General features: G+C 72.4%; 16 protein-coding genes and 6 pseudogenes. 12 read left to right on the top strand and 10 right to left on the bottom strand.

Annotated elements, in window-relative coordinates:
- Positions 1 to 132: 132 nt before the first annotated feature.
- The 3 genes from MMR14E_RS02400 to MMR14E_RS02390 all read left to right on the top strand — a co-directional run bounded on the left by MMR14E_RS02400 (position 133) and on the right by MMR14E_RS02390 (position 3,100).
- Positions 133 to 1,230: a cell wall hydrolase gene (locus MMR14E_RS02400; RefSeq protein ID WP_331312744.1), complete on the top strand. Its 1,098-nt coding sequence runs from the start codon at positions 133 to 135 to the stop codon at positions 1,228 to 1,230.
- A 212-nt stretch (positions 1,231 to 1,442) separates the two neighbouring features.
- Positions 1,443 to 2,039: a hypothetical protein gene (locus MMR14E_RS02395; protein ID WP_331312650.1), complete on the top strand. Its 597-nt coding sequence runs from the start codon at positions 1,443 to 1,445 to the stop codon at positions 2,037 to 2,039.
- A 74-nt stretch (positions 2,040 to 2,113) separates the two neighbouring features.
- Complete coding sequence (locus MMR14E_RS02390; RefSeq protein WP_331312649.1) at positions 2,114 to 3,100, top strand: MDR family oxidoreductase; 987 nt, start codon at positions 2,114 to 2,116, stop codon at positions 3,098 to 3,100.
- 12 nt (positions 3,101 to 3,112) lie between these two features.
- Here the strand turns inward: MMR14E_RS02390 and MMR14E_RS02385 are convergent, their stop codons facing one another.
- The gene (locus MMR14E_RS02385) at positions 3,113 to 3,922 is read right to left on the bottom strand and encodes a class I SAM-dependent methyltransferase (RefSeq protein ID WP_331312648.1); all 810 of its coding nucleotides are present in this window, start codon (positions 3,920 to 3,922) and stop codon (positions 3,113 to 3,115) included.
- A 129-nt stretch (positions 3,923 to 4,051) separates the two neighbouring features.
- On the opposite strand from MMR14E_RS02385, the gene greA reads away from it, so the two are divergent.
- Positions 4,052 to 4,525, top strand: a complete 474-nt coding sequence (gene greA / locus MMR14E_RS02380; RefSeq protein ID WP_331312647.1) for a transcription elongation factor GreA — start codon at positions 4,052 to 4,054, stop codon at positions 4,523 to 4,525.
- A 6-nt stretch (positions 4,526 to 4,531) separates the two neighbouring features.
- On the opposite strand, the gene MMR14E_RS02375 is transcribed toward greA, so the two are convergent.
- Positions 4,532 to 5,404 (bottom strand): LysR family transcriptional regulator, encoded by an 873-nt coding sequence (locus MMR14E_RS02375; RefSeq protein WP_331312646.1) that lies wholly within the window; start codon positions 5,402 to 5,404, stop codon positions 4,532 to 4,534.
- 135 nt (positions 5,405 to 5,539) lie between these two features.
- Between MMR14E_RS02375 and wrbA the strand changes: the two genes are divergently transcribed.
- On the top strand, positions 5,540 to 6,142 hold the full coding sequence (wrbA, locus tag MMR14E_RS02370; RefSeq protein ID WP_012320764.1) for an NAD(P)H:quinone oxidoreductase: 603 nt from the start codon (positions 5,540 to 5,542) through the stop codon (positions 6,140 to 6,142).
- 133 nt (positions 6,143 to 6,275) lie between these two features.
- On the opposite strand, the pseudogene MMR14E_RS02365 reads toward wrbA, so the two are convergent.
- Positions 6,276 to 6,674, bottom strand: a pseudogene (locus tag MMR14E_RS02365) (Sua5 family C-terminal domain-containing protein); the annotation flags it as partial.
- Positions 6,675 to 6,847: 173 nt separating this feature from the next.
- Here MMR14E_RS02365 and MMR14E_RS02360 point away from each other — a divergent pair.
- From MMR14E_RS02360 to MMR14E_RS02340, 5 genes and pseudogenes are all read left to right on the top strand, one after another.
- Positions 6,848 to 8,582 (top strand): annotated as a pseudogene (locus tag MMR14E_RS02360) (acyl-CoA dehydrogenase).
- 10 nt (positions 8,583 to 8,592) lie between these two features.
- Positions 8,593 to 9,360, top strand: coding sequence for an enoyl-CoA hydratase-related protein (locus MMR14E_RS02355; RefSeq protein WP_331312645.1), 768 nt, complete (start codon positions 8,593 to 8,595; stop codon positions 9,358 to 9,360).
- A complete protein-coding gene (locus MMR14E_RS02350) occupies positions 9,357 to 10,199 on the top strand; it encodes an SDR family NAD(P)-dependent oxidoreductase (protein WP_331312644.1) in 843 nt (280 codons plus the stop codon). Before MMR14E_RS02355 ends, MMR14E_RS02350 begins: the two co-directional genes overlap by 4 nt.
- Before the next feature lie 243 nt (positions 10,200 to 10,442).
- The gene (locus MMR14E_RS02345; RefSeq protein WP_331312643.1) at positions 10,443 to 12,128 is read left to right on the top strand and encodes a B12-binding domain-containing radical SAM protein; all 1,686 of its coding nucleotides are present in this window, start codon (positions 10,443 to 10,445) and stop codon (positions 12,126 to 12,128) included.
- A gap of 230 nt (positions 12,129 to 12,358) precedes the next feature.
- Complete coding sequence (locus tag MMR14E_RS02340) at positions 12,359 to 12,679, top strand: multidrug efflux SMR transporter (RefSeq protein WP_331312642.1); 321 nt, start codon at positions 12,359 to 12,361, stop codon at positions 12,677 to 12,679.
- A 14-nt stretch (positions 12,680 to 12,693) separates the two neighbouring features.
- On the opposite strand, the pseudogene MMR14E_RS02335 reads toward MMR14E_RS02340, so the two are convergent.
- From MMR14E_RS02335 to MMR14E_RS02315, 5 genes and pseudogenes are all read right to left on the bottom strand, one after another.
- Positions 12,694 to 14,359, bottom strand: a pseudogene (locus MMR14E_RS02335) (methyl-accepting chemotaxis protein).
- A 97-nt stretch (positions 14,360 to 14,456) separates the two neighbouring features.
- Positions 14,457 to 15,461: a magnesium transporter CorA family protein gene (locus tag MMR14E_RS02330; protein WP_012320756.1), complete on the bottom strand. Its 1,005-nt coding sequence runs from the start codon at positions 15,459 to 15,461 to the stop codon at positions 14,457 to 14,459.
- Between the two features lie 138 nt (positions 15,462 to 15,599).
- A complete protein-coding gene (locus MMR14E_RS02325; RefSeq protein ID WP_331312641.1) occupies positions 15,600 to 17,027 on the bottom strand; it encodes a methyl-accepting chemotaxis protein in 1,428 nt (475 codons plus the stop codon).
- A gap of 586 nt (positions 17,028 to 17,613) precedes the next feature.
- Positions 17,614 to 17,886, bottom strand: a complete 273-nt coding sequence (locus tag MMR14E_RS02320) for a hypothetical protein (protein WP_331312640.1) — start codon at positions 17,884 to 17,886, stop codon at positions 17,614 to 17,616.
- Positions 17,887 to 17,939: 53 nt separating this feature from the next.
- Positions 17,940 to 18,224: pseudogene (locus MMR14E_RS02315) on the bottom strand (RNA methyltransferase); the annotation flags it as partial.
- A gap of 55 nt (positions 18,225 to 18,279) precedes the next feature.
- Between MMR14E_RS02315 and MMR14E_RS02310 the strand changes: the two are divergent.
- A pseudogene (locus MMR14E_RS02310) lies at positions 18,280 to 18,537 on the top strand (chlorophyllide reductase subunit Z); the annotation flags it as partial.
- Between the two features lie 55 nt (positions 18,538 to 18,592).
- A pseudogene (locus MMR14E_RS02305) lies at positions 18,593 to 18,769 on the top strand (allantoinase); the annotation flags it as partial.
- Here the strand turns inward: MMR14E_RS02305 and MMR14E_RS02300 are convergent.
- Positions 18,682 to 19,170, bottom strand: coding sequence for a hypothetical protein (locus MMR14E_RS02300; RefSeq protein WP_331312639.1), 489 nt, complete (start codon positions 19,168 to 19,170; stop codon positions 18,682 to 18,684). The pseudogene MMR14E_RS02305 and the gene MMR14E_RS02300 overlap by 88 nt on opposite strands.
- Positions 19,167 to 19,751 (bottom strand): TlyA family RNA methyltransferase (locus tag MMR14E_RS02295; protein ID WP_331312638.1); only part of this gene is annotated, 585 nt, incomplete at its 5' end. The genes MMR14E_RS02300 and MMR14E_RS02295, both read right to left, overlap by 4 nt.

Raw genomic sequence — 19,751 nt, 5'->3', positions numbered from 1 at the left:
GGCCGCAGAAACACCCTGGAAACGGGGAGGATCGGGCCGGTTCGGGTGCGTGAGTGCGGGTCTGGCGTCGTGGGCACGAGACGAGGACGGGAATCGAGCCTGCGCTGGCTCTCGGCGGCCCTGACGCCCTGGATGGTCGGGCTGGGCCTGCTGGTGTCGTTCACCGCCGATGCCGGCACGGAGAACGCCATCGGGGCGAGCCGGCTCGGGGTGATCGATGCCGACACGGTCCCGCCGCTGCCGCCCGGCACCCTGCTGATCGGGTCGGCCCTCCGCCGCCTCGGCGACGAGCCGCCCCAGGCGATCTTCAAGACCGGCGCGCACGTCTTCCCCGTCGTGCAGCGGGCCGGCAAGGGCGACCCGACCCGGCCGCCGGCCGAGAGCTTCGCCCGCCGGGCCGCGAGCCTGCGCGAGGCGGGCGGCGCCCTGGTCTTCGGCGACGTCACCGGCAGCGTCACCGGCGTGCTGACGCAGGGCTCCGCGATCTGGGATCCGGAATCCGAGCCGGAGGCCGCCTTCGTCCCCGTGCCGGATCTCGGCCTCACCACCGGCAGCGGCACCGCCGCCTCCACGGGCGCGGGGACGGCCGACCTCACCGAGGATGGCGGCCCCGAGCGCTTCGACGGCTCGACCCCGCCGGTGCCGCGGGCCATCGCCCTGTCGTCCACGACGCCGGCGCCCGCGGACGCGATCCCCGTCGAGATCGCCGCGGCGAGCCTCGCGCTCCCCGACTTCGCGATCCGCACCGAGCGCCCGGACGGCGCCCAGTCGGTGCCCGAGGACGCGCGCCGGCGCTACGCCGACCTGATCGACCCGAACGCCCTCGACAAGGAGCAGCGCTGCCTCTCCGAGGCGGTCTATTTCGAGGCCCGGAGCGAGCCCGAGGCCGGCCAGGCCGCCGTCGCCCAGGTGGTGCTCAACCGGGTGAAGAGCGGCCTCTACCCGGCGAGCGTCTGCGGCGTCGTCTACCAGAACCGGCACCACTACATGGGCTGCCAGTTCTCCTTCGCCTGCGAGGGCAAGTCCCTGCGCATCACCGATGCCGGCGCCTGGGAGTCCGCCACCCGCATCGCCCGCTCGGTGATCGAGGGCCGGACCTACCTCGCGGAGGTCGGCGCCGCGACCCACTACCACGCCGACTACGTGCGTCCGGGCTGGGCCCGCCGCCTGCGCAAGATGGACGTGATCGGCCGGCACATCTTCTACCAGCTCCGGGCCGGCCAGACCTGACCCGGGCCGCGTCGGACTTCATAAGAGGGACTGTCGAAGATCCGAACAATCCTACCTAGGTAGCTGACGCCTAAGCAGTCGAAACCAAGGGTTAATTTTACCTTCCTTCCCGATAATGCTTGCGCGCCGGGCAACGAGTCTGGCCTCTGGTACGTCGAGACGAGCGCCGCGCTCGCGCCGCGTCTCGCAGTAATGCGTATCAGAGGACTTCCATGACCGTGCCGGTCGCTCGCACCGCTCTCCTCGCCGCCGCCCTCGGCGGCGCGCTCCTCGCCGCTCCCGCCCAGGCCGGCGGCTGCTACGGCTCCGAATGCTATCGCCGCGTCGTCACGCCGCCGGTCTACGACACCGTGCAGGAGAACGTGCTGGTGCGTCCGCCCCGGACGGTCTACCGCACCACGCCGCCGGTCTACGACACGGTGTCGGAGCGCGTGATGGTCTCGCCCGGCGGCCGCTACTGGCAAACCAGCCGCGGCCCCGGCGGCGAGCTGATCGGCTGCTGGGTGACCGCGCCCCCGCGCTTCGCGGTCCGCACCCGGACCGTGCTGGTCCGCCCGGCACAGACGATCCCCGAGACGATCCCGCCGGAATACGCCAGCGTCAGCCGCCGCGTCCTCGTGGCGCCGGCCCGGGCCGGCTGGGCGCCGATCGGCGGGGGGTACGGCGGGGGCTACGGCTACCGGCCCGCGGCCTACGGTGGGCCGCTCGTCGGCTCCATCCCGGACGCCCTCGGCATCACCGGGGCCAGCTCGTCGGATATCGGCGTCGGTCTCGGCTTCTACACGGGCAGCCGGTACGAGGGATACTGAGCCGGTAACGACCGCCGTCCGCCTTGATTCCGGGCGTCCCGGCCACACCTCACCGCGCAGCACGGGAGGTGACGATGGGGACGTTCAAGGCCTGGGTGGTCGACAAGGGCGAGGCCGGCCAGAGCCTCGCCTTCAGGGATTTCGACGACGCCGACCTGATGGGCGGCGACGTCACCGTGCGGGTGACGCACTCGACCCTGAACTACAAGGACGGCCTCGCGCTCACTGGCAAGTCGCCGGTGGTGCGCCGCTTTCCGATGATCCCGGGCATCGACTTCTCCGGGATCGTCGAGACCTCAGACCATCCGGACTACAGGCCGGGCGACGCGGTCGTGCTCACCGGCTGGGGCGTCGGCGAGACCCATCTCGGCGCCTACGCGCAGCGCGCCCGGGTCAAGGGCGACTGGCTGGTGCCGCTGCCGCAGGGACTCACGGCCGAGCAGGCCATGGCGGTGGGCACCGCCGGCTACACGGCGATGCTGTGCTGCATGGCGCTGGACGCCCACGGCGTGACGCCCGAGCACGGCCCGGTGATCGTCACCGGCGCCTCGGGCGGCGTCGGCTCCGTCGCGGTGGCGCTCCTCGCCCGGGCGGGCTGGCACGTGATCGCCTCCACCGGCCGGGACGGCGAGTCCGACTACCTGAAGGGGCTCGGTGCGGCCGAGATCCTCGACCGGGCCGAACTGTCGAAGCCCGGCAAGCCGCTGGGCAAGGAGCGCTGGGCCGCGGGCGTCGACGCCGTCGGCTCCACGACCCTCGCCAACGTCCTCGCCATGACCCGGGCGGACGGCGCCGTCGCGGCCTGTGGGCTGGCGCAGGGCATGGACCTGCCGACCTCGGTGGCGCCCTTCATCCTCCGCGGCGTGTCGCTCCTCGGCATCAACAGCGTCACCACCCCGCAGCCGAAGCGCCGGGCGGCCTGGGCGCGCCTCGCCCGCGAGCTCGACCTCGGCAAGCTCGCCGCCATGACCAGCACGGTCCGCCTGGAGGAGGTCGGCCGGCTCGGCGACGAGATCCTGGCCGGCAAGGTCCGGGGCCGGACCGTGGTGACGGTGGCGTAGGTCCGGCGTCCGTCAGGCGCCTTTCCGGGCCTGGAGCAGGTAGCTCATCGGCAGGAGCCGGTCGGCGGCGAGCGCGTCGCAGGCCGTCGTGCTGATGTTGTCGGGGAATTCCCGGAACCGCTCGATCGCGAGGCCCGCGCCGATCAGGCTCTCGATCAGCGCGCCGACGGGGTGGGCGAACCAGTAATGCGGTCCGACCCGCGGGACCGGCCCGTCGCCGTACACGATGGCGTCCTCGCCCACGAACGGCGCCGTGCGGAAATAGGAGTGCCGGACCAGGAGCGGCTGCTCCGCCCGCGGCTCGAACATGTTCACGACGGGATGCTCCTCGTGGACGAGGATCCGGCTGCCCGGGCGCAGGAGACGCGCCGCCACGGCGAGGAAGCGCGGCAGGTCGGGCATCCAGCCCAGCACGCCGATGGTGATCACCGCGAGGTCGAAGGCGCCGTCGTAGCGCGCCTCGATCGCGTGCACGTCGCCCGCGACGAAGCGGCAGTCGCGCCCGGCGATGCCGGCGAGCTCCCTGGCCTGGGCGAGGAACGCCTCCGACTGGTCGAACCCGGTCGCCGACCGGGCGCCGAGATTCATCAGCGAGACCGTCTCGCGCCCGTTGTTGCAGCAGAGCTGCGCGACGGAGGCCCCGGCGAGCCCGATCGCCCGCAGGGCCGCCTCCATCGGCGGGTCGAAGCAGGAGAAGCCGGGATCCTGCGCGAAGGACCGCGTGAGCCGGTCCCACGACGGGTCGTCCCGGTGCAGCGGCGCGGAGGCATCCCAGGCCTGGCGGTTGGCGGCGACGGCCTCGGCGGCTGACAGGGACGACATCGACGGCTCCGGGTGACTCGCCCGAGAGTCTAGCGAGCGGTACCCGTCCCGCGCCATTGCGAAAACGCCGGGCCGGCCGAAACGCGGTCGCGCGGGAACCTTCGCCGTACCTCGCGTGTTGGCGTCTTCATGAGCGTCGCATTCGTCAAAGAGCCCGAGGGTGGGGAAGCGTTCGAGAATCTGCCGGATCGGCCGATCTCGCCGCACACGAACTTCGTCACGCCGGAGGGGCTCGCGCAGATCGAGGCCGAGGTCGCGCGCCTGGAGAAGGAGGTCGCCTCGCTGGACCCCGCCGACAAGGCGGAGGATTCCCGCATCGGGCGCGACCTGCGCTACTGGGCGGCCCGGAAGAACACCGCGCAGCTCGTGGAGCCGAAGGGCGGCGACACCGTGCAGTTCGGCTCCATCGTCACGGTGCTCCGCGAGGACGAGGCCGGCAAGGAGACCCGGCAGACCTTCCGGATCGTCGGCGAGGACGAGGCCGACCCGCACAAGGGCTCGATCTCGTACGTGGCACCGCTGGCCCGGGCGATCACCGGCAAGACGATCGGCGACGTGGTCGAGGTGAACGGCCACGAGGTCGAGGTGGTCGAGATCCGCTGAGGCGGGTCACCGCCCCTCGAAGCGCGGCCGCAGCGGCAGCAGCGCCTCGGCGACGTGCTCCATGAAGGCCCGGACCCGCGCCGCGTGGCGCAGGTCCGGATGCGTCAGGATCCAGAGATCTGCCCCGAGTTCCGGGTGCGGTCCGGACAGGCGACGCAGCGCCGGGTTGACGTCGGCCGTGAAGCAGGGGAGCGGGCCGATGCCGAGGCCCGCCTCCACCGCCGCCTCCAGGCCCAGCACCGCGTTGATCCGGAGGCGGATTCGGTCGGGCGGCGCCCGCGCCTCAACGAACCGGGTGAGCGTCCCTCCCGCCACCGCCGGACCCGGGCTGACCCAGTCCTCGCGGGCGAGGTCGCCGTAGGTGCGATCGGCGCGGCCGTAGACCGCCCAGGCGGTGAGGGCGAGTCGGCGCCCGACCAGGGTCTCGCTCGGCTCCCGGCTGATCCGGATCGCCACGTCGGCGTCCCGGCGCGAGAGATTGAGCGTCGCCTCGGCGAGGATGAGCTCGATCCGGATCTCCGGGTAGCGCGCCGCGAAGCTCGCCAGCATCGGCATCAGCAGTTCGGCGGCGAAGCCCGCCGGCGCGGTCACCCGCAACTCGCCGGACGGCGTCTCGCCCTGTCCCGCCACCGCGCGGGAGAACCGCGCCACGTCCGCCTCGATCCGCCCGGCCGCCTCGATCATCGCCTGCCCGGCGGCGGTCGGCAGGTAACCCGTGCGCAGCCGCTCGAACAGGCGCGTGTCGAGCCGTGCCTCCAAGGCGGCGAGGCGCCGGAACGCCGTCGAGTGATTGATCCCGAGCTCGGCCGCCGCCGCGGTCAGGCCGCCCCGGTCGGCCACGGCCTTCACGAACCGGAATTCGTCCCAGTCGAGCGTCACGCCCAAATCCTTGCGTCTGTGCAAGATCAATCTTGCATGTCGGGGCATTCTTGCAAGGCAGCGAATGCGCGATGCAGGGGCCTTCCGCCGGCCGTCGATTCGGCCGGACGTCCGACACGCAGGAGAGACCATCCCATGGCGAAGGTTCTGGTGCTGTACTACTCGACCTACGGCCACGTGGAGCAGATGGCCTACGCGGTCGCGGAGGGCGCCCGCGAGACGGGCGCCGAGGTCGTCGTGAAGCGCGTGCCCGAGCTGGTGCCGGAGGAGGTTGCCCGGCAGAACCACTTCAAGCTCGATCAGGCGGCGCCGGTCGCGACGGTCGCCGAACTCGCCGATTACGACGCGATCATCTTCGGCACGCCGACCCGCTACGGCAACATGGCCTCGCAGATGAAGCAGTTCATCGACCAGACCGGCGGCCTCTGGATGAAGGGCGCGCTGGTCGGCAAGGTCGGCTCGGTCTTCACCTCCACGGCCTCGCAGCACGGCGGCCAGGAGACGACCCTGACGAGCTTCCACACGGTGCTGTTCCACCACGGCATGGTGGTGGTCGGCCTTCCTTACAGCTTCCAGGGGCAGGCGGGCGTCGAGGCGGTGAAGGGCAACACGCCCTACGGCGCCAGCACGATCGCGGACGGCGACGGGTCCCGCCAGCCGAGCGCCGTCGAGCTGGAGGGCGCGCGGTTCCAGGGCCGCCACGTGGCCGGCATCGCGGCCAAGCTGGCCCGAGACTGAGGAGGCAAGAAAAAAGGCTCGGATTGCTCCGAGCCTGAAAGGAAAAAGGCCATTGGGGGCTGAGAAGGCCTTCGTGATCAGTAAACGGATCAGGCCGAACTCTGTTCCGCGGACGGCGAAAATTTCTGCGCCGTCAGCGGGGCGCGGCCGCCCGGGCGAGGCGGTCGCGGATCGCCTCGCCGAGGCCCTCCTCGGGGATCGGCGCGACCGCGATGGTCTCGGCGCCCGAGGCGTCGAGGTCGCGCAGGGCGCCGAACAGCCGGGACGCGGCCTCGGCGGGATCGCCCGCCGGGCTCAGGTTGAGGCTGGCCCGCGCGAATTCGTGATCCGCCGGGAGGTGCGAGCCGAACAGCAGGACCGCCTCGCCGGGCGCGACCCGCACCGCGTCGAGCCGGACACGCGCCCGCGGCGCGTAGTGCGAGGCGAGCATGCCCGGACCCGCCGGCCGGTCGGCATCCGCCGCCTCGGGCGCCNCGGCCCGCAGGAGCGCGGCGGCCTCCGCGAGGCCGGCCGCGCCGGCGGTGAGCCGCCGGGTCGCGGCCGGGACCGTTGACCCGGGATCATTCATGCGGGAAGCCGTCTCCGAGGTCATGGCGGCGCGAGCCCCTCGCGCCTATCCTCGCCCCGCCCTAGCGCCGGTGCGCGGGCGCGGTCAAACCCGCCCCGGATCGAACGAGCGGGCGGGCCGCCACACGGGAGGATCGTATGAGTTACCGCGCCCCGGTCCCCGAGATGCTCTTCACGCTGCGGCACGTGGCCGGGCTCGACGCGGTCGATCCCGACGACGCCGAGGCGATCCTGACCGAGGCCGGGCGGATCGCCGCCGGGGTGATCGCGCCGCTCAACCGGGTCGGCGACCGGCACGGCACCCCCTTCGCGGACGGGCGCGTCACCACGCCGCCCGGCTGGCGCGAGGCCTACCGCACCTTCACGGAGGGCGGCTGGAACGGGCTCTCGGCCGAGGCCGACCACGGCGGCCAGGGCCTGCCGAAGCTGATCGAGGCCGCCTGCACGGAGATGTGGAACGGCGCCAACCTCGCCTTCGGCCTCTGCCCGCTCCTGACCCAGGGCGGCATCGAGGCGCTGGCGGCCCACGGCTCCGACGACCTGAAGGCGCGCTATCTCGAGAAGCTGGTCTCGGGTGAATGGCCCGCCACCATGAACCTGACCGAGCCGCAGGCGGGCTCCGACCTCGCCCTCCTGCGCACCCGGGCCGTGCCGGCGGGCGACGGCACCTACCGGATCATCGGCAACAAGATCTACATCACCTACGGCGAGCACGACCTCGCCGAGAACATCGTCCACCTCGTCCTGGCCCGGCTGCCCGACGCGCCCGCCGGCACGCGGGGCATCTCGCTGTTCCTGGTGCCGAAGGTGCTGCCGGACGGGACCCGCAACGACCTGCGCTGCTCCGGAATCGAGCACAAGCTCGGCATCCACGCCTCGCCGACCTGCTCGATGGCGTTCGGCGACGGCGGCGGCGCCACCGGCTGGCTGATCGGCCAGGAGAACAGGGGGCTGGCCTGCATGTTCACGATGATGAACGCGGCGCGGCTCAATGTCGGCCTGCAGGGCGTCGGCGTCGCCGAGGCCGCGACCCAGCGGGCGCTGGCCTACGCGCAGGAGCGCCGCCAGGGCAAGGCCGTCGGCGCCGCCGAGGCGACCAGCCCGATCGCCGCCCATCCGGACGTGCAGCGCATGCTGCTCACCATGAAGGCCTCGACGGCCGCCGCCCGCGCCATCTGCTACCTCACCGCCGCGGCCCTCGACGCGTCGAAGGGGCCCGAGGGGCAGGCCGCCCTGGACCGCGCCTCGCTGCTGACCCCGGTGGCGAAGGCCTTCGCCACCGACCTCGCCAACGAGGTGACCTCGCTCGGCGTGCAGGTCCACGGCGGCATGGGCTTCGTGGAGGAGACCGGGGCGGCGCAGCTCATGCGCGACGCCCGCATCCTCGGCATCTACGAGGGGACCAACGGCATCCAGGCCATCGACCTCACCGCCCGCAAGCTGCCGCTGAACGGCGGGGGCACCGCGCGGTCGCAGATCGCCTGGATGCGCCGGGCCGCGGAGGGGCTGCTCAAGGCCGGCGACCCGGCCTTCGGCCACATGGCGGCGCGGCTGCGCGACGGGATCGGCAGCCTCGACCGGGCGACGAGCCACCAGCTCGCCGCGCTGAGCTCGAACCGCCCCGAGGCGGCGCGGCGCGACGCCGTACCTGCGCCTGTTCGGCCTCACGCTGGGCGCCGCCTGCCTCGCCCGCGGTGCGCTGGCCGCGAGCGCCGCCCGGAAGGCGGGCGAGACGGATCCGGCGCACGCGGCCCGCATCGCCCTCGCCCGGTTCTACGCCGAGAACCTCCTGGTCGCCGCCTCCGGCCTGGAGCAGGCGGTGGTCGAGGGCGGCGCCTTCACGGACGACGCCGCCCTGGCGCTGGCGGTTTGAGGAGCGGACCATGGCCGAACCCGTCACGATCGACGACCGCGCGGGCGGCGTCCGCCTGATCATCCTGAACCGTCCGGAGAAGAAGAACGCCCTGACGGGCGCCATGTACGACGCGATGCGCGCGGGCCTGGCGGAGGCCGACGCGTCGGACGCGGTCGGCGCCGTGGTCTTCGCCGGGCAGCCCGGCATGTTCAGCGCCGGCAACGACCTCGCCGACTTCATGGGGCATGCCGGTGATGGATTCAGTTCCTCGCCGGCGCTGGCCTTCATCCGCCAGCTCGCCCGGACCCGCACCCCGATGGTGGCGGCGGTCGACGGGATCGCGGTCGGCATCGGCGCGACCCTCTGCCTGCACTGCGACCTCGTCTACGCGAGCCCGGCGGCGCGCCTGCGCATGCCGTTCGTGGAACTCGGCCTCGTGCCGGAGGCGGCGTCGAGCTACCTGCTGCCCCTGCGGGTCGGCCGGCTCCGGGCGACCGAGCTGCTGCTCCTGTCGCGGCCGCTCGAGGCCGACGAGGCGCAGGCCCTGGGCCTCGTCAACGCGGTGCTGCCCGCCGACATGCTGGTCGAGCAGGCCATCGCGCAGGCCGCGCGCCTCGCCGCCCTGCCGCGCGGGGCGCTGACGGCGTCCCGGGCGCTGATCCGGGGCGACCAGGCGCAGGTGGAGGCGGCCCTGGAGGCGGAGGCGAAGGCCTTCGACGCGCAGCTGCGCTCGCCCGAATCCCAGGAGCGGCTCGCCGCCTTCCTGTCGCGGTCGAAGCCCGCCGCCTCGGCGTGACCCCGCCCGACCTCTCCCAGAAGATCTGCCTCGTCGCGGGCGCGTCGCGGGGCGTCGGCCGGGGCCTCGCCCGGGCGCTGGGCGAGGCGGGGGCCACGGTGATCGTCACGGCCCGCTCCAGCGAGACCGGCCCGCGCACCGAGATGCGCGCCGAGGCGATCGAGGACACGGCCCGCGCGGTCGACGCGGCCGGCGGGCGCGGGCACCACTACCTGTGCGACCACCGCTCCGAGCGGGCCACCGACGCGCTGGTTCACTGGGCGCTGCGCCGGTTCGGGCGGATCGACGTCGTGGCCTGCAGCGTGTGGAGCGGCAACGAGGGCTACGACGGCGAGCGCTACCCGGACGGGGCCGGCTGGGGCACGCCGTTCTGGCGCCGCTCGGCGGAGCCGTACATCGGCCTCCTCGAGGCCGGGCCGCTGCCGGCCCTGCTGCTCGCCCGGGCGGTCGCCCCCGCCATGGTGGCGGCGCGGGCCGGGCTGCTGGCGCTCGTCTCCTTCGGGACCGAGGATTACCTCGGCGACGTGTTCTACGATTCCGCCAAGGCCGCGACCAACCGGCTGACCCTGGCCTTCGCCCGGGAACTCGCGCCCCACGGCGTCACCGCCCTCGGCCTGTCGCCGGGCTTCGTCGCCACCGAGCGGGCGCGCGACCTCGGCCAGGAGCAGCTCGCCACCGAGAGCCCCCTCTACGCCGSCCGGGCGCTGGCGGCGCTCGCCGCCGACCCCGACATCGCCGCCCGGGCGGGCGCCGTGCTGCACGCCGGCGACCTCGCGCGCGTCTACGGCTTCACCGACGCCGACGGGACGCGGCCGGAGCGGTTCCGCGTCGGGCCGTGACGGTTCCGGCGGGACCTGTCGCCCGAATGGCGCAGCCCCGCGGCAAACGGGCCGGATCCGCCCCGGGACCCGTCGGCGGGGTTGATTCGCGGGGCCCGGACGCGCGTCCTGTCGGGATCGGCGGCTCCGATTGCTGCGGGAGCGAAAAACGGCCTTAATTCGCCCGCAGGTCAGGGGTCGATCCTGTGCCCGCTCCGATCTCCGGTCGGGTCGGGACCGTGCGTGTGAACGAGGGAAACTGGCATGTCGGAAGCGAACACGGCCCCGCGCGTGCTGATGGTGTTCCCGAAGTTCTACGAAAACTCCATGTGGAACTTCAAAGAGGCCATGGAGCTGCAGGGCGCCCGCGCGCCCGCGCCGCCGCTCGGCCTCATCACGCTCGCCGCGATGCTGCCGCCGGCCTGGCAGGTGACGCTGGTCAACCGCAACTGCGAGGAGCTGACGGACGCGCAGATCCGGGCGGCCGACCTCGTGATGACCGGCGGCATGCTGCCCCAGGAGCCGGACTGCCTCGTGGTCATCGACCGCTGCGTTGCGCTCGGCACCCCGGTCTGCGTCGGCGGCCCGGCCCCGACCTCGACGCCGGAGGTCTACGACAAGGCCGACTTCCTGGTGCTCGGCGAGGCCGAGGGCATCCTCGACAAGTTCGTGGCCGCCTGGGAGGCCGGCGAGCGCCGCGGCCGGCTCACGGCCGAGAAGTTCAAGGCCGACGTCACCAAGAGCCCGATCCCGCGCTTCGACCTGCTGACCTTCAGCCACTACCTCTATATCGGCGTCCAGTTCTCGCGCGGCTGCCCGTTCACCTGCGAGTTCTGCGACATCATCGAGCTCTACGGCCGCGCCCCGCGGACCAAGACCACGCCGCAGATGCTGGCCGAGCTCGACCGGCTCTACGGCCTCGGCTACCGCGGCCATGTCGACTTCGTCGACGACAACCTGATCGGCAACAAGAAGGCGATCAAGCTGTTCCTGCCGCACCTGATCCAGTGGCAGGAGGCGCACGGCTACCCGTTCAAGTTCTCCACCGAGGCCTCGCTCAACCTCGCGGACGATGACGAACTGCTCGGGATGATGCGGGACGCGAACTTCTTCGCCCTGTTCACCGGGATCGAGACGCCCGACGAGGCGACGCTGATCCAGACGCAGAAGAAGCAGAACACCAAGCGGTCCATCGCCGACAGCGTGCACAAGCTCTACGAGCACGGCATGTTCGTCACGGCCGGCTTCATCGTCGGCTTCGACACCGAGAAGGACAGCATCAGCAAGGCGATGTCGCTGTGCATCAGCCAGACCGGCATCCCGATCGCCATGGTCGGCCTGCTCTTCGCGCTGCCGAACACGCAGCTCTCGCGCCGCCTGCGCAAGGAGGGCCGCCTCTACGAGAACTACGCGGCGACGACCGCCGACCAGGGCGACCAGTGCACGCAGGGCATCAACTTCGTGACCCTGCGCCCGCAGCGCGACGTGCTCGGCGACTACCGCGACGTCCTCCAGGAGATCTACGACCCGCCGAATTTCTTCGACCGGGTGCGGGTGGTGGCGCGGCAGGTGAAGCGGCCGAAATTCGCCGCCCAGAAGCTCAACTGGCGCCACGTCGCGCACGATCTCTACTCGCTGCTGCGCGTGTGCTGGCGGATGACCGTGCGGCGTCCGGAACTCGCCAAGCACTTCTGGAGCGTGTTCCTGGAGACCGCCCGCCGCAACCCGGCCGCCCTGGAGGCGGTGGTCACCAATATGGTGATCTACCTGCACGTCTACCCGTTCTCGCGCTACGTCATCCGCGAGATCAACGGCCGGATCGCCGACCTCGACGCCGGCCGCTGGGTGCAGCCGCCGGTCCTGGCGCCCGAGGCCGAGACCTGCAAGGCGCCGCCGGTCGGCAAGGTGGTGGCCAAGGCCGAGGTCAAGCACCTCGCGGCGGTGGCCTGAGGGATCCGCGCCGCGGATCCTCCCGTCTGCCGGAGCGCGGCGGAGGCCTCGGAGGAGGCCTCCGGAGGCCGCTGACGCGGCATCCAGGATGGGGCGGTGCGGAGCTTCCGGCGCCGCCGCGCTTGCGGGCCCGGTCGATCCTCTCTAGCTGACGCGCCGCGAGGCCACGTCCTCCCCCCGCCGCGCGGGGCACAAGTCCGGGACGGCCCGGCCCTTTCGGGAGGGCCGCCATGGCCTGGATCTATCTCGTCACCGCGGGCCTGCTGGAGGTCGTCTGGGCCTTCGCGATGAAGCAGTCGGACGGATTCACGCGCCTCTGGCCGACCGCCCTCATGGCGTCGGCGATGGCCGGCAGCGTCGGCTTCCTGGCGCTGGCCATGCGCACGCTGCCGCTGGGGACCGCCTACACGATCTGGACCGGCATCGGCGCGGTCGGCGCCTTCCTGGTCGGCATCGCCGTGCTCGGGGAGCAGGCGAGCGCCAGCCGGATCGTCGCGGCCGGCCTGATCGGCTCCGGGCTCGTCCTGATGAAGCTGTCGAGCCCCGGCTGAGTCCCGGCTGGACCTCAGGCCGCGCGCACCGTGTGCAGGAAGGCGTCGATCTCCCGGCGCAGCTCGGCGGCCTCCTCCGAGAGGCTCGACGCCGAGGCCAGCATCCGCGTGGCGGCCGTGCCGGTATCGTCCGCCGCCCGCGCCACCGCGTCGATCGTGCCCGTGACCGCGCCGGTCCCGGACGCCGCCTCGGCGACGTTCCGGGCGATCTCCCGGGTGGCCGCGCCCTGCTGCTCGACGGCGGCCGCGATCGAGGTCGCGACCTCGTCGATCTCGCGGATCCGCGCCGCGATCCCGTCGATCGCGTCCACGGTCTGCCCGGTCGCGCCCTGGATGCGGCCGACCTGACCGGCGATCTCCTCGGTGGCGCGGGCGGTCTGAGCGGCGAGCTGCTTCACCTCGCTGGCGACCACCGCGAAGCCGCGTCCCGCGTCGCCGGCGCGGGCCGCCTCGATGGTGGCGTTGAGCGCCAGCAGGTTCGTCTGGCCGGCGATGGCGGTGATGAGGCGGACGACGTCGCCGATCCGGCCCGCGGCGTCGCTCAGTTCCTGCACGAGGCCGGCCGTGTCGCCGGCCTGGACCACCGCGCTCCGGGCGAGCTCGGCGGACCCGTCGACCTGGCGGCCGATCTCCTGCACCGAGGCGCCGAGTTCCTCCGCGGCGGCCGCGACCGTGCCGACATGCTGGGCGGCCTCCTGCGCGGCGCCCGCCACCGTGGCCGAGCGCTCGGCCGTGTGCGTGGCCGTGCCGCTCATCGCCTCGGCGTCGGCCCGCAGGCNGGGCCAGCACGCCGCCGACCGCGGCCTCGAACGACTCGGCCATGGCGTGGACCGCGCGCCGGCGCTGCGCCTCGGCGCCCTCCCGCGCCAGCGCGGTCTCCCGCTCCAGGGCGCGGGTGTGCATCAGGTTGTCCTTGAAGACCTGCACGGCCGCAGCCATCGCGCCGATCTCGTCGCGGCGGCCCGTATGGGGGACCGGCACGGTCTCGTCGCCCTCGGCGAGGCGGCCCATCGCGCCGGTCATGCGCTCGATCGGGCGCGCGATCCCGAACAGGGCGAACAGCATCGCGGCCGCCGCGACCGCGAGGCCGACCACGGTGGCGATCAGCGCGATCAGCTTGGCCCGCGTCGCCGCCTGCACGGTCTGGGTGACGTTGGCCTCGGTCTGGCCCCGGGCCGCCGCGATCGACTCGGTCAGGCTGGCCACCGCGGCGTCGTTCTGCGCCCCCGTCGCGGGATCCAGGACGAGCGCGAGGGCGCCCGGCTGGTCGCCCGCGATCATCAGCTCGACCACTTGCAGCTGGACGTTCTGGTAGGCGTTCCAGGCATTGGTGAAGCGCTCGTAGATCGCGCGGGCCTCCGGGCTCGTCAGGCGCTCCTGATAGGCCTGCCGAAGGCCCGACAGCTCGCCGAGGGCGTCGGTCAGCGCCGTCTGGTTCCTGTCCAGGGCCGCCGCGTCGGGCGAGGCCACCGCGAGCCGGTAGAGCCGCAGGCGCGCGTCCTGCACGGCCGTCCCGATGGCCTCGGCCTGGTTCTGCACGGGCAGGGCCTGCTGCGAGATCGCCGCGGCGTTCCGCTCGATCTCCGACAGGCTCACGACGCTGGCGATCCCCTGGCCGGCCGCGGCGAGCGCGAGCAGGCCGATGGCACCGGCGAGGACCGTTTTGAGGGAGAAGCGCATGGGAAGTTCCGTCCTCGCGGCCGTGCCGCGCCTTCAGGCCATACCATGCTCCCGCAGAGGTCTTAAAATTCCGTCGGCTCTATACCAGCATTTGTTGTCAGAGCCACTTCTTCCAACGGAAGAAGAAGTAGGGAAATACGGCGGCCACGACCATCATTATCAGCGCCATCGGATAGCCGAACGCGAAATCTAGTTCCGGTATGGACTTAAAATTCATGCCGTAGATCGACGCGATCAGGGTCGGCGGCATGAAGACGACCGCCATGACGGAGAACAGCTTGATGATGTTGTTCTGCTCGAGGTTGACGAGCCCGAGGGTCGCATCGAGCAGGAATTGGATCTTCGTCGACAGGAAGGTGGCGTGCTCCTCCAGCGACTGAAGATCCCGCAGGGTCGAGCGCACATCCTCGCGCAGGTCGCGCGGGGCCTTGTTGGTCCGGTAGGTCGCCGACAGCGAGAGCAGGATCCGCTCCATGGAGACGAGGCTCTCCCGCTGCTTGGAGATGAGATCGCCGTGCCGGCCCAGCGCCCGCAACGTGTCCTGCAGCGCGGTGTTGCGGGCGGAGGGGTCCTCCTGCACCTCGAAGATCTTGCCCGACAGGCGGTCGATGCGCTCGCCCTGGAGCTGCAGGACGTCGGCGGCCCGGTCGATCACCGCCTCGATCAGCCCGGCCAGGATCGACTCGCCCGAGGGGGTCGACGCGCCGCCGTTGCCCATCGAGCGGCCGGCGCGCTGCGTGTACATGCGGAAGGCCTGCGGCTCCTCGTGGCGCACGGTCACCAGCCGGTTGCCGCGCAGGATGAAGGTGATGCCGGCCAGCCCCGGCTCCTCGGCGTCGCTGACCTTCGAGAGCACCCGGCCGGTCATGTAGCGGGCGCCGTCCTCGACGTAGAGCAGCTCCGACGGCTCGATGTCCTTCATCTCCTCGCGGGTCGGCACCTCGATGCCCGCGAACGACTCGACCTTCAGTTCCTCCTCGCGGCTCGGGCGGATCAGGTCGAGCCAGACCGTGTCCTCGGGGATCGTGTCCTGGAGATCGATGACGCGGCGCTCAAGCAGCGTGGCTCCGGCGCCGACGGCGGGCTGGTGGATGAAGATCACGTACGGGTCTCGGATGCGGATCGGTCACGGAACAGCGCGGGGCCGCAGCCCGCATCCGGCACCACGATGGCCGATGCAAGCTGTGCCGCGGATGTGGCGCTGTTTTCTGACGCTTCCGTGACATCGCGGTCCGGCCCGTCAGAACAGCTCGATGTCGGGGGCCGCGGGGCCGGCCACAGCCTGGCCGGGGGAGGAGCCTGGGGAGGAGCCTGGGGGGGAGCCGGGGTCTTGGCCGAGGGCCTGCGCGTCGACGCGGCGCTGGATCTGGGTGACGTAGCGCGCCCGCGCGGTCCCGAGGATCTCCGCGGGCGTGATCGCCCGCTCCGGCTCGGTGCCCGAAAGCCGGCGGCGCAGGCCGTCGAGGCAGAGCTGCAGCGTCGCGTTCGCGGCATCGACCGCCTCGATCTGCTGGCGGACGACGTCCTGGAACTGAACCTGGCCGAAGACCGACAGCACCTCGTGGCCCACCGCCGCATTCTGCGCCTTGACCTCGGCGAGGTCCGTCCGCGCCATCCCGAGGAGCACCCGGGTGGTCGTCTCGGCGATCCCGCCGAGTTCGGCCATCAGGGTCGCGAGCTCGGTGGCGGCCTGCTCGCTCTCCCCGAGGGCGGTGGTCTGCTGCTCGATGGTCTTGAGCGATTCCTGGCAGGCGGAGGACTGCTCCTCGGCCGCCGCCGCGATCAGCTCGGACCCCTTCTGCGCCTCGCCCGCGGCCTTCTCGGACTCGACCGCCGCCCGGGCGATGGCCTCGGCGCCGCGCATGATCTCGACCATGGCCTGCCGCACCGCCTCGAGCTGGGCGGTGATCGTCTCGCCCCGCTGGACCTCCTGACGGGCGCCCTCGGACGCGCGGTTGATGCCCTCGGCGATGACCTTCACGTCCTCCTGGATCCGGCCGATCAGCGCCTGGATCTCCTGGGCGCTGCGCTCCGAGGTCTCCGCCAAGGTGCGGACCTCGTCGGCGACCACCGCGAAACCCTTGCCGTGCTGGCCGGCCCGGGCCGCCTCGATGGCGGCGTTCAGGGCCAGGAGATTGGTCTGGTCGGCGATGCGGGCGACGGCGCGGACGATGTCGCCGATATTCGCCGCCTGCCGCTCCAGCTCGACGATCAGGGTGACCGAGGCCGCCTGGCGCTCGGCCGCCGTGGCGATCGAGCCGACGCTGAGCCGGATCTGCTGGCTCACGCCGGCGATGAGCCCCTGGAGCGCCTCCGATTTCTGGCGCGAGGTCTCGGCCTCGCTGCGGGCGGTGCCGATCGCCTCCGACACGACCGTGACGGCGCGCTGCGACTGCTCGGAGGCGCCGGCCGCCTCCTCGGCGCCGGCGGCGATCTGCTCCATCGCCTTGCGCAACTCCTCCGCCGCCGACGAGGCCTCCGCCACGCCGCTGGCGAGCTGGGTGGTCGCCGCCGCGATGCGCTCCGCCGCCTTCTGCTGCTTGGCGAAGGTCCGGGCCTTGCGCCGGCTCTCCTCGTTGAGGCGCCCGAGCTGGCTGAGACTGGCCTGCTCACTCTTCAGGGCCCGCGCGTGCGATCCCGACAGAGCGGCTTTCTTGACGAGGGCCATGGTGGCGCTTCCCTCACCTGAAGTCGCGGCTGTACGTCTCCGCCCACCAGGCTAGGACCCGCGATACGTAAGTCTTACGAAGCAGAAAGTTGCGAAGCAATAAACGTCATCCGGATTTTTGATTGATAATCCGCCACTTTATCGAGCATTTTATATAATTTATGGAGATGTATCTGGGATTTTAAAACAAAAATATTGACTTCAAGACAGGATTAATGCCTGCGAATGTGGGCTTGTTTTCGGCCAATATGGAAATATGCGCTGACAACAATCCTGATCGCGCGGCGCTGCTGTATCGGGCGCGCGGTGTGGCCCGGCCCTCCCCACGGCCGGACCGGCGGGGCGGCCGAAGCGGGCGCGATCTGACGTTATGCCCGACGCCCTGCCGCGCCGGATCGCCCGAGGGGCGGCGTGTCGGCGGCGCGCCCACGCGGGCACGCGACGGCGGGGTGCGCCGACGCGGCGATCACCGGGCTTGCCGCGCCGGGACGTCCCGTCTCAGGAGGGCGGGCCGCCGGCCGTTCTCGCGGCCGGGACAGGCCGTCGCCGGATCGGATTCTGGGCCGGAGCGAACGCGGCCGCGACCTCAGTTGCAGCCGTCGCAGATGCTGCCCTCGATCTTGTCGGTCAGGGCGCGCTCGCGCCGCCGCTGCTCGCGGCTCGGCACTTCGCCGGGGCCGAGGGAGGTGCCCGGCGGCTTGGTGACGCCGAAGCTGTTGGTGTTCGGTGCCGTGATCGTCGAGGCCGGGCCGCCGCCCGTGCCGGTCTGGTCGGGGGCCCGCGTCTGCGCCGCGAGCGGCGTGGCGATGGCGAGGCTCAGCGCGCCGAGCGTCGCGGTACCGAGGAATCCGCGGATCATGAAAGCTCTCCCGTCGCCGGGAGAACGTGAAACTTGACCGCAGGTTGCGCGGCCTAGCGCCGCCGCGCGGGTTCGCGCCGGAACACCCCGACCATCTCGACGTGGCCCGAGTGGCGGAACTGGTCGACCGGCGTGACGGTCTCCAGCCGGTACCCGCCGGCGACCAGCGTGGCCGCGTCCCGCGCGAAGGTTCCGGCGTCGCAGGCGACGCCGATCACGAGGGGAACGCGGGCCGCAGCGATCTGGCGGACCTGGGCCTCCGCGCCGGCCCGGGGCGGGTCGAACACCACCGCGTCGAAGGCGTCGAGTTCGGGGGGCAGCAGGGGCCGCCGGAACAGGGCGCCAGGGTCCGAAGATCGAGGGCCCGAAGAAGCCGATCGGGGAGATGGCCTGATGCTCATCCTCGATCACGACAGGGCCGGCGGTTACTGGGGCGCGGTCTATGTCTTCACGGCGATCAAGGGTCTCCAGGTCGTCATCGACGGCCCGGTCGGCTGCGAGAACCTGCCGGTCACCTCGGTGCTGCACTACACCGACGCGCTGCCGCCGCACGAACTGCCGATCGTCGTGACCGGCCTCGCCGAGGAGGAACTCGGCCGGCACGGCACCGAGGGCGCCATGAAGCGCGCCGGCCATGCTGCGCGACGACCACCGCGAGTCCTGAGGCGTTGGGTCAGGTACAGAGCCGAAGTTATAGCGTCGCCGNCAGGGCGGCTTCCTCTACGATTCGGACAGCTACGCCGACGACCTGCCCTACTGGGTCCGCGTCGCCGGCCGGGACCACCTCGTGGTGCCCTACACCCTCGACACCAACGACATGCGCTTCTCGATCCCCGGCGGCTTCCCGTCGGGCGAGCAGTTCTTCGCGCACCTGCGCGKCGCCATCAGCCCGGCCTCGGCCCGGCCGCCGATCTCGCGCACGTGCAGGGTGAGGCGGCGGCGTCCCGCCCCGTGGGCGTCCAGGGTCGCCTCGGGCGTCACGTCGAGGCGCGCCTGGGACAGGGCCTGGGCGACGAGGTCGCGCTTCCAGGCGAGTTCCGCGGGCCGCGCGAGGTGCTGGGTGCGGCAGCCGCCGCAGCGCATGTAGTACGGGCAGAACGGCGCGACCCGGTCGGGCGAGGCCTGGGCGATGCCGAGCAGCGCGGCGCGGCGCGCCTCCCGACGGATCTCCGCGCGCTCTCCGGGCAGCGTGTAGGGCACCGGAGTCCCGTCCTCGGCGATCCCGTCGCCGCGGGCGCCGAGCGCCCGGATGATGACCGTCTCGCTGTCCACTGCGTCGCTCACGGCAACCTCGCGCCGATCAGGAACTCGGCATTGCCGTCGCCGCCCGGCACTGGCGAGTCGATCAGGCCCAGGATCGCGGCCCCGAGCCCCTCCAGGGTCCCGCGGACGGCCGCGCAGACCTCGGCGTGGACCGCCGGATCGCGCACGAGGCCGCCGCGGCCGACCCGGGCCCGGCCGGCCTCGAATTGCGGCTTGATCAGCGCGACGATCGGAGACCCCGGCCCGAGCAGGCCCGGCAGGACCGGCAGCACGAGGCGCAGGCCGATGAAGCTCACGTCCACGCTCGCGAGATCGGGGGGCGGCACGAGGGCGTCCGGGCCGAGGCCGCGGATGTCGGTGCCCTCGCGGTTGGTCACGCGCGGGTCCCCGGCGAGGCGCGGATGGAGCTGCCCCCGGCCCACGTCGACGGCGTGGACGTGGCGCGCGCCGCGGGCGAGCAGCACGTCGGTGAAGCCGCCCGTCGAGGCGCCGACGTCGAGGGCGACGCGGCCGGCCGGATCGACGCCGAACGCGTTCAGCGCGGCGGCGAGCTTGAGGCCGCCGCGGGACGCGTAGGGATGCTCGGGCTCCGCCTCGACCCG

It is taken from the genome of Methylobacterium mesophilicum (assembly GCF_036441335.1).
In the GTDB taxonomy this organism is placed as follows: domain Bacteria; phylum Pseudomonadota; class Alphaproteobacteria; order Rhizobiales; family Beijerinckiaceae; genus Methylobacterium; species Methylobacterium mesophilicum_B.
The sequence above is the reverse complement of the archived record's forward strand: the minus strand, read 5'-3'. Positions and strand labels throughout refer to the sequence as shown.

Coding starts and splice junctions, on each gene's coding strand:
- MMR14E_RS02400 (WP_331312744.1), top strand. CDS start 133: ATGGTCGGGCTGGGCCTGCTGGTGTCGTTCACCGCCGATGCCGGCACG.
- MMR14E_RS02395 (WP_331312650.1), top strand. CDS start 1,443: ATGACCGTGCCGGTCGCTCGCACCGCTCTCCTCGCCGCCGCCCTCGGC.
- MMR14E_RS02390 (WP_331312649.1), top strand. CDS start 2,114: ATGGGGACGTTCAAGGCCTGGGTGGTCGACAAGGGCGAGGCCGGCCAG.
- MMR14E_RS02385 (WP_331312648.1), bottom strand. CDS start 3,922: ATGTCGTCCCTGTCAGCCGCCGAGGCCGTCGCCGCCAACCGCCAGGCC.
- greA (WP_331312647.1), top strand. CDS start 4,052: ATGAGCGTCGCATTCGTCAAAGAGCCCGAGGGTGGGGAAGCGTTCGAG.
- wrbA (WP_012320764.1), top strand. CDS start 5,540: ATGGCGAAGGTTCTGGTGCTGTACTACTCGACCTACGGCCACGTGGAG.
- MMR14E_RS02355 (WP_331312645.1), top strand. CDS start 8,593: ATGGCCGAACCCGTCACGATCGACGACCGCGCGGGCGGCGTCCGCCTG.
- MMR14E_RS02345 (WP_331312643.1), top strand. CDS start 10,443: ATGTCGGAAGCGAACACGGCCCCGCGCGTGCTGATGGTGTTCCCGAAG.
- MMR14E_RS02340 (WP_331312642.1), top strand. CDS start 12,359: ATGGCCTGGATCTATCTCGTCACCGCGGGCCTGCTGGAGGTCGTCTGG.
- MMR14E_RS02325 (WP_331312641.1), bottom strand. CDS start 17,027: ATGGCCCTCGTCAAGAAAGCCGCTCTGTCGGGATCGCACGCGCGGGCC.
- MMR14E_RS02320 (WP_331312640.1), bottom strand. CDS start 17,886: ATGATCCGCGGATTCCTCGGTACCGCGACGCTCGGCGCGCTGAGCCTC.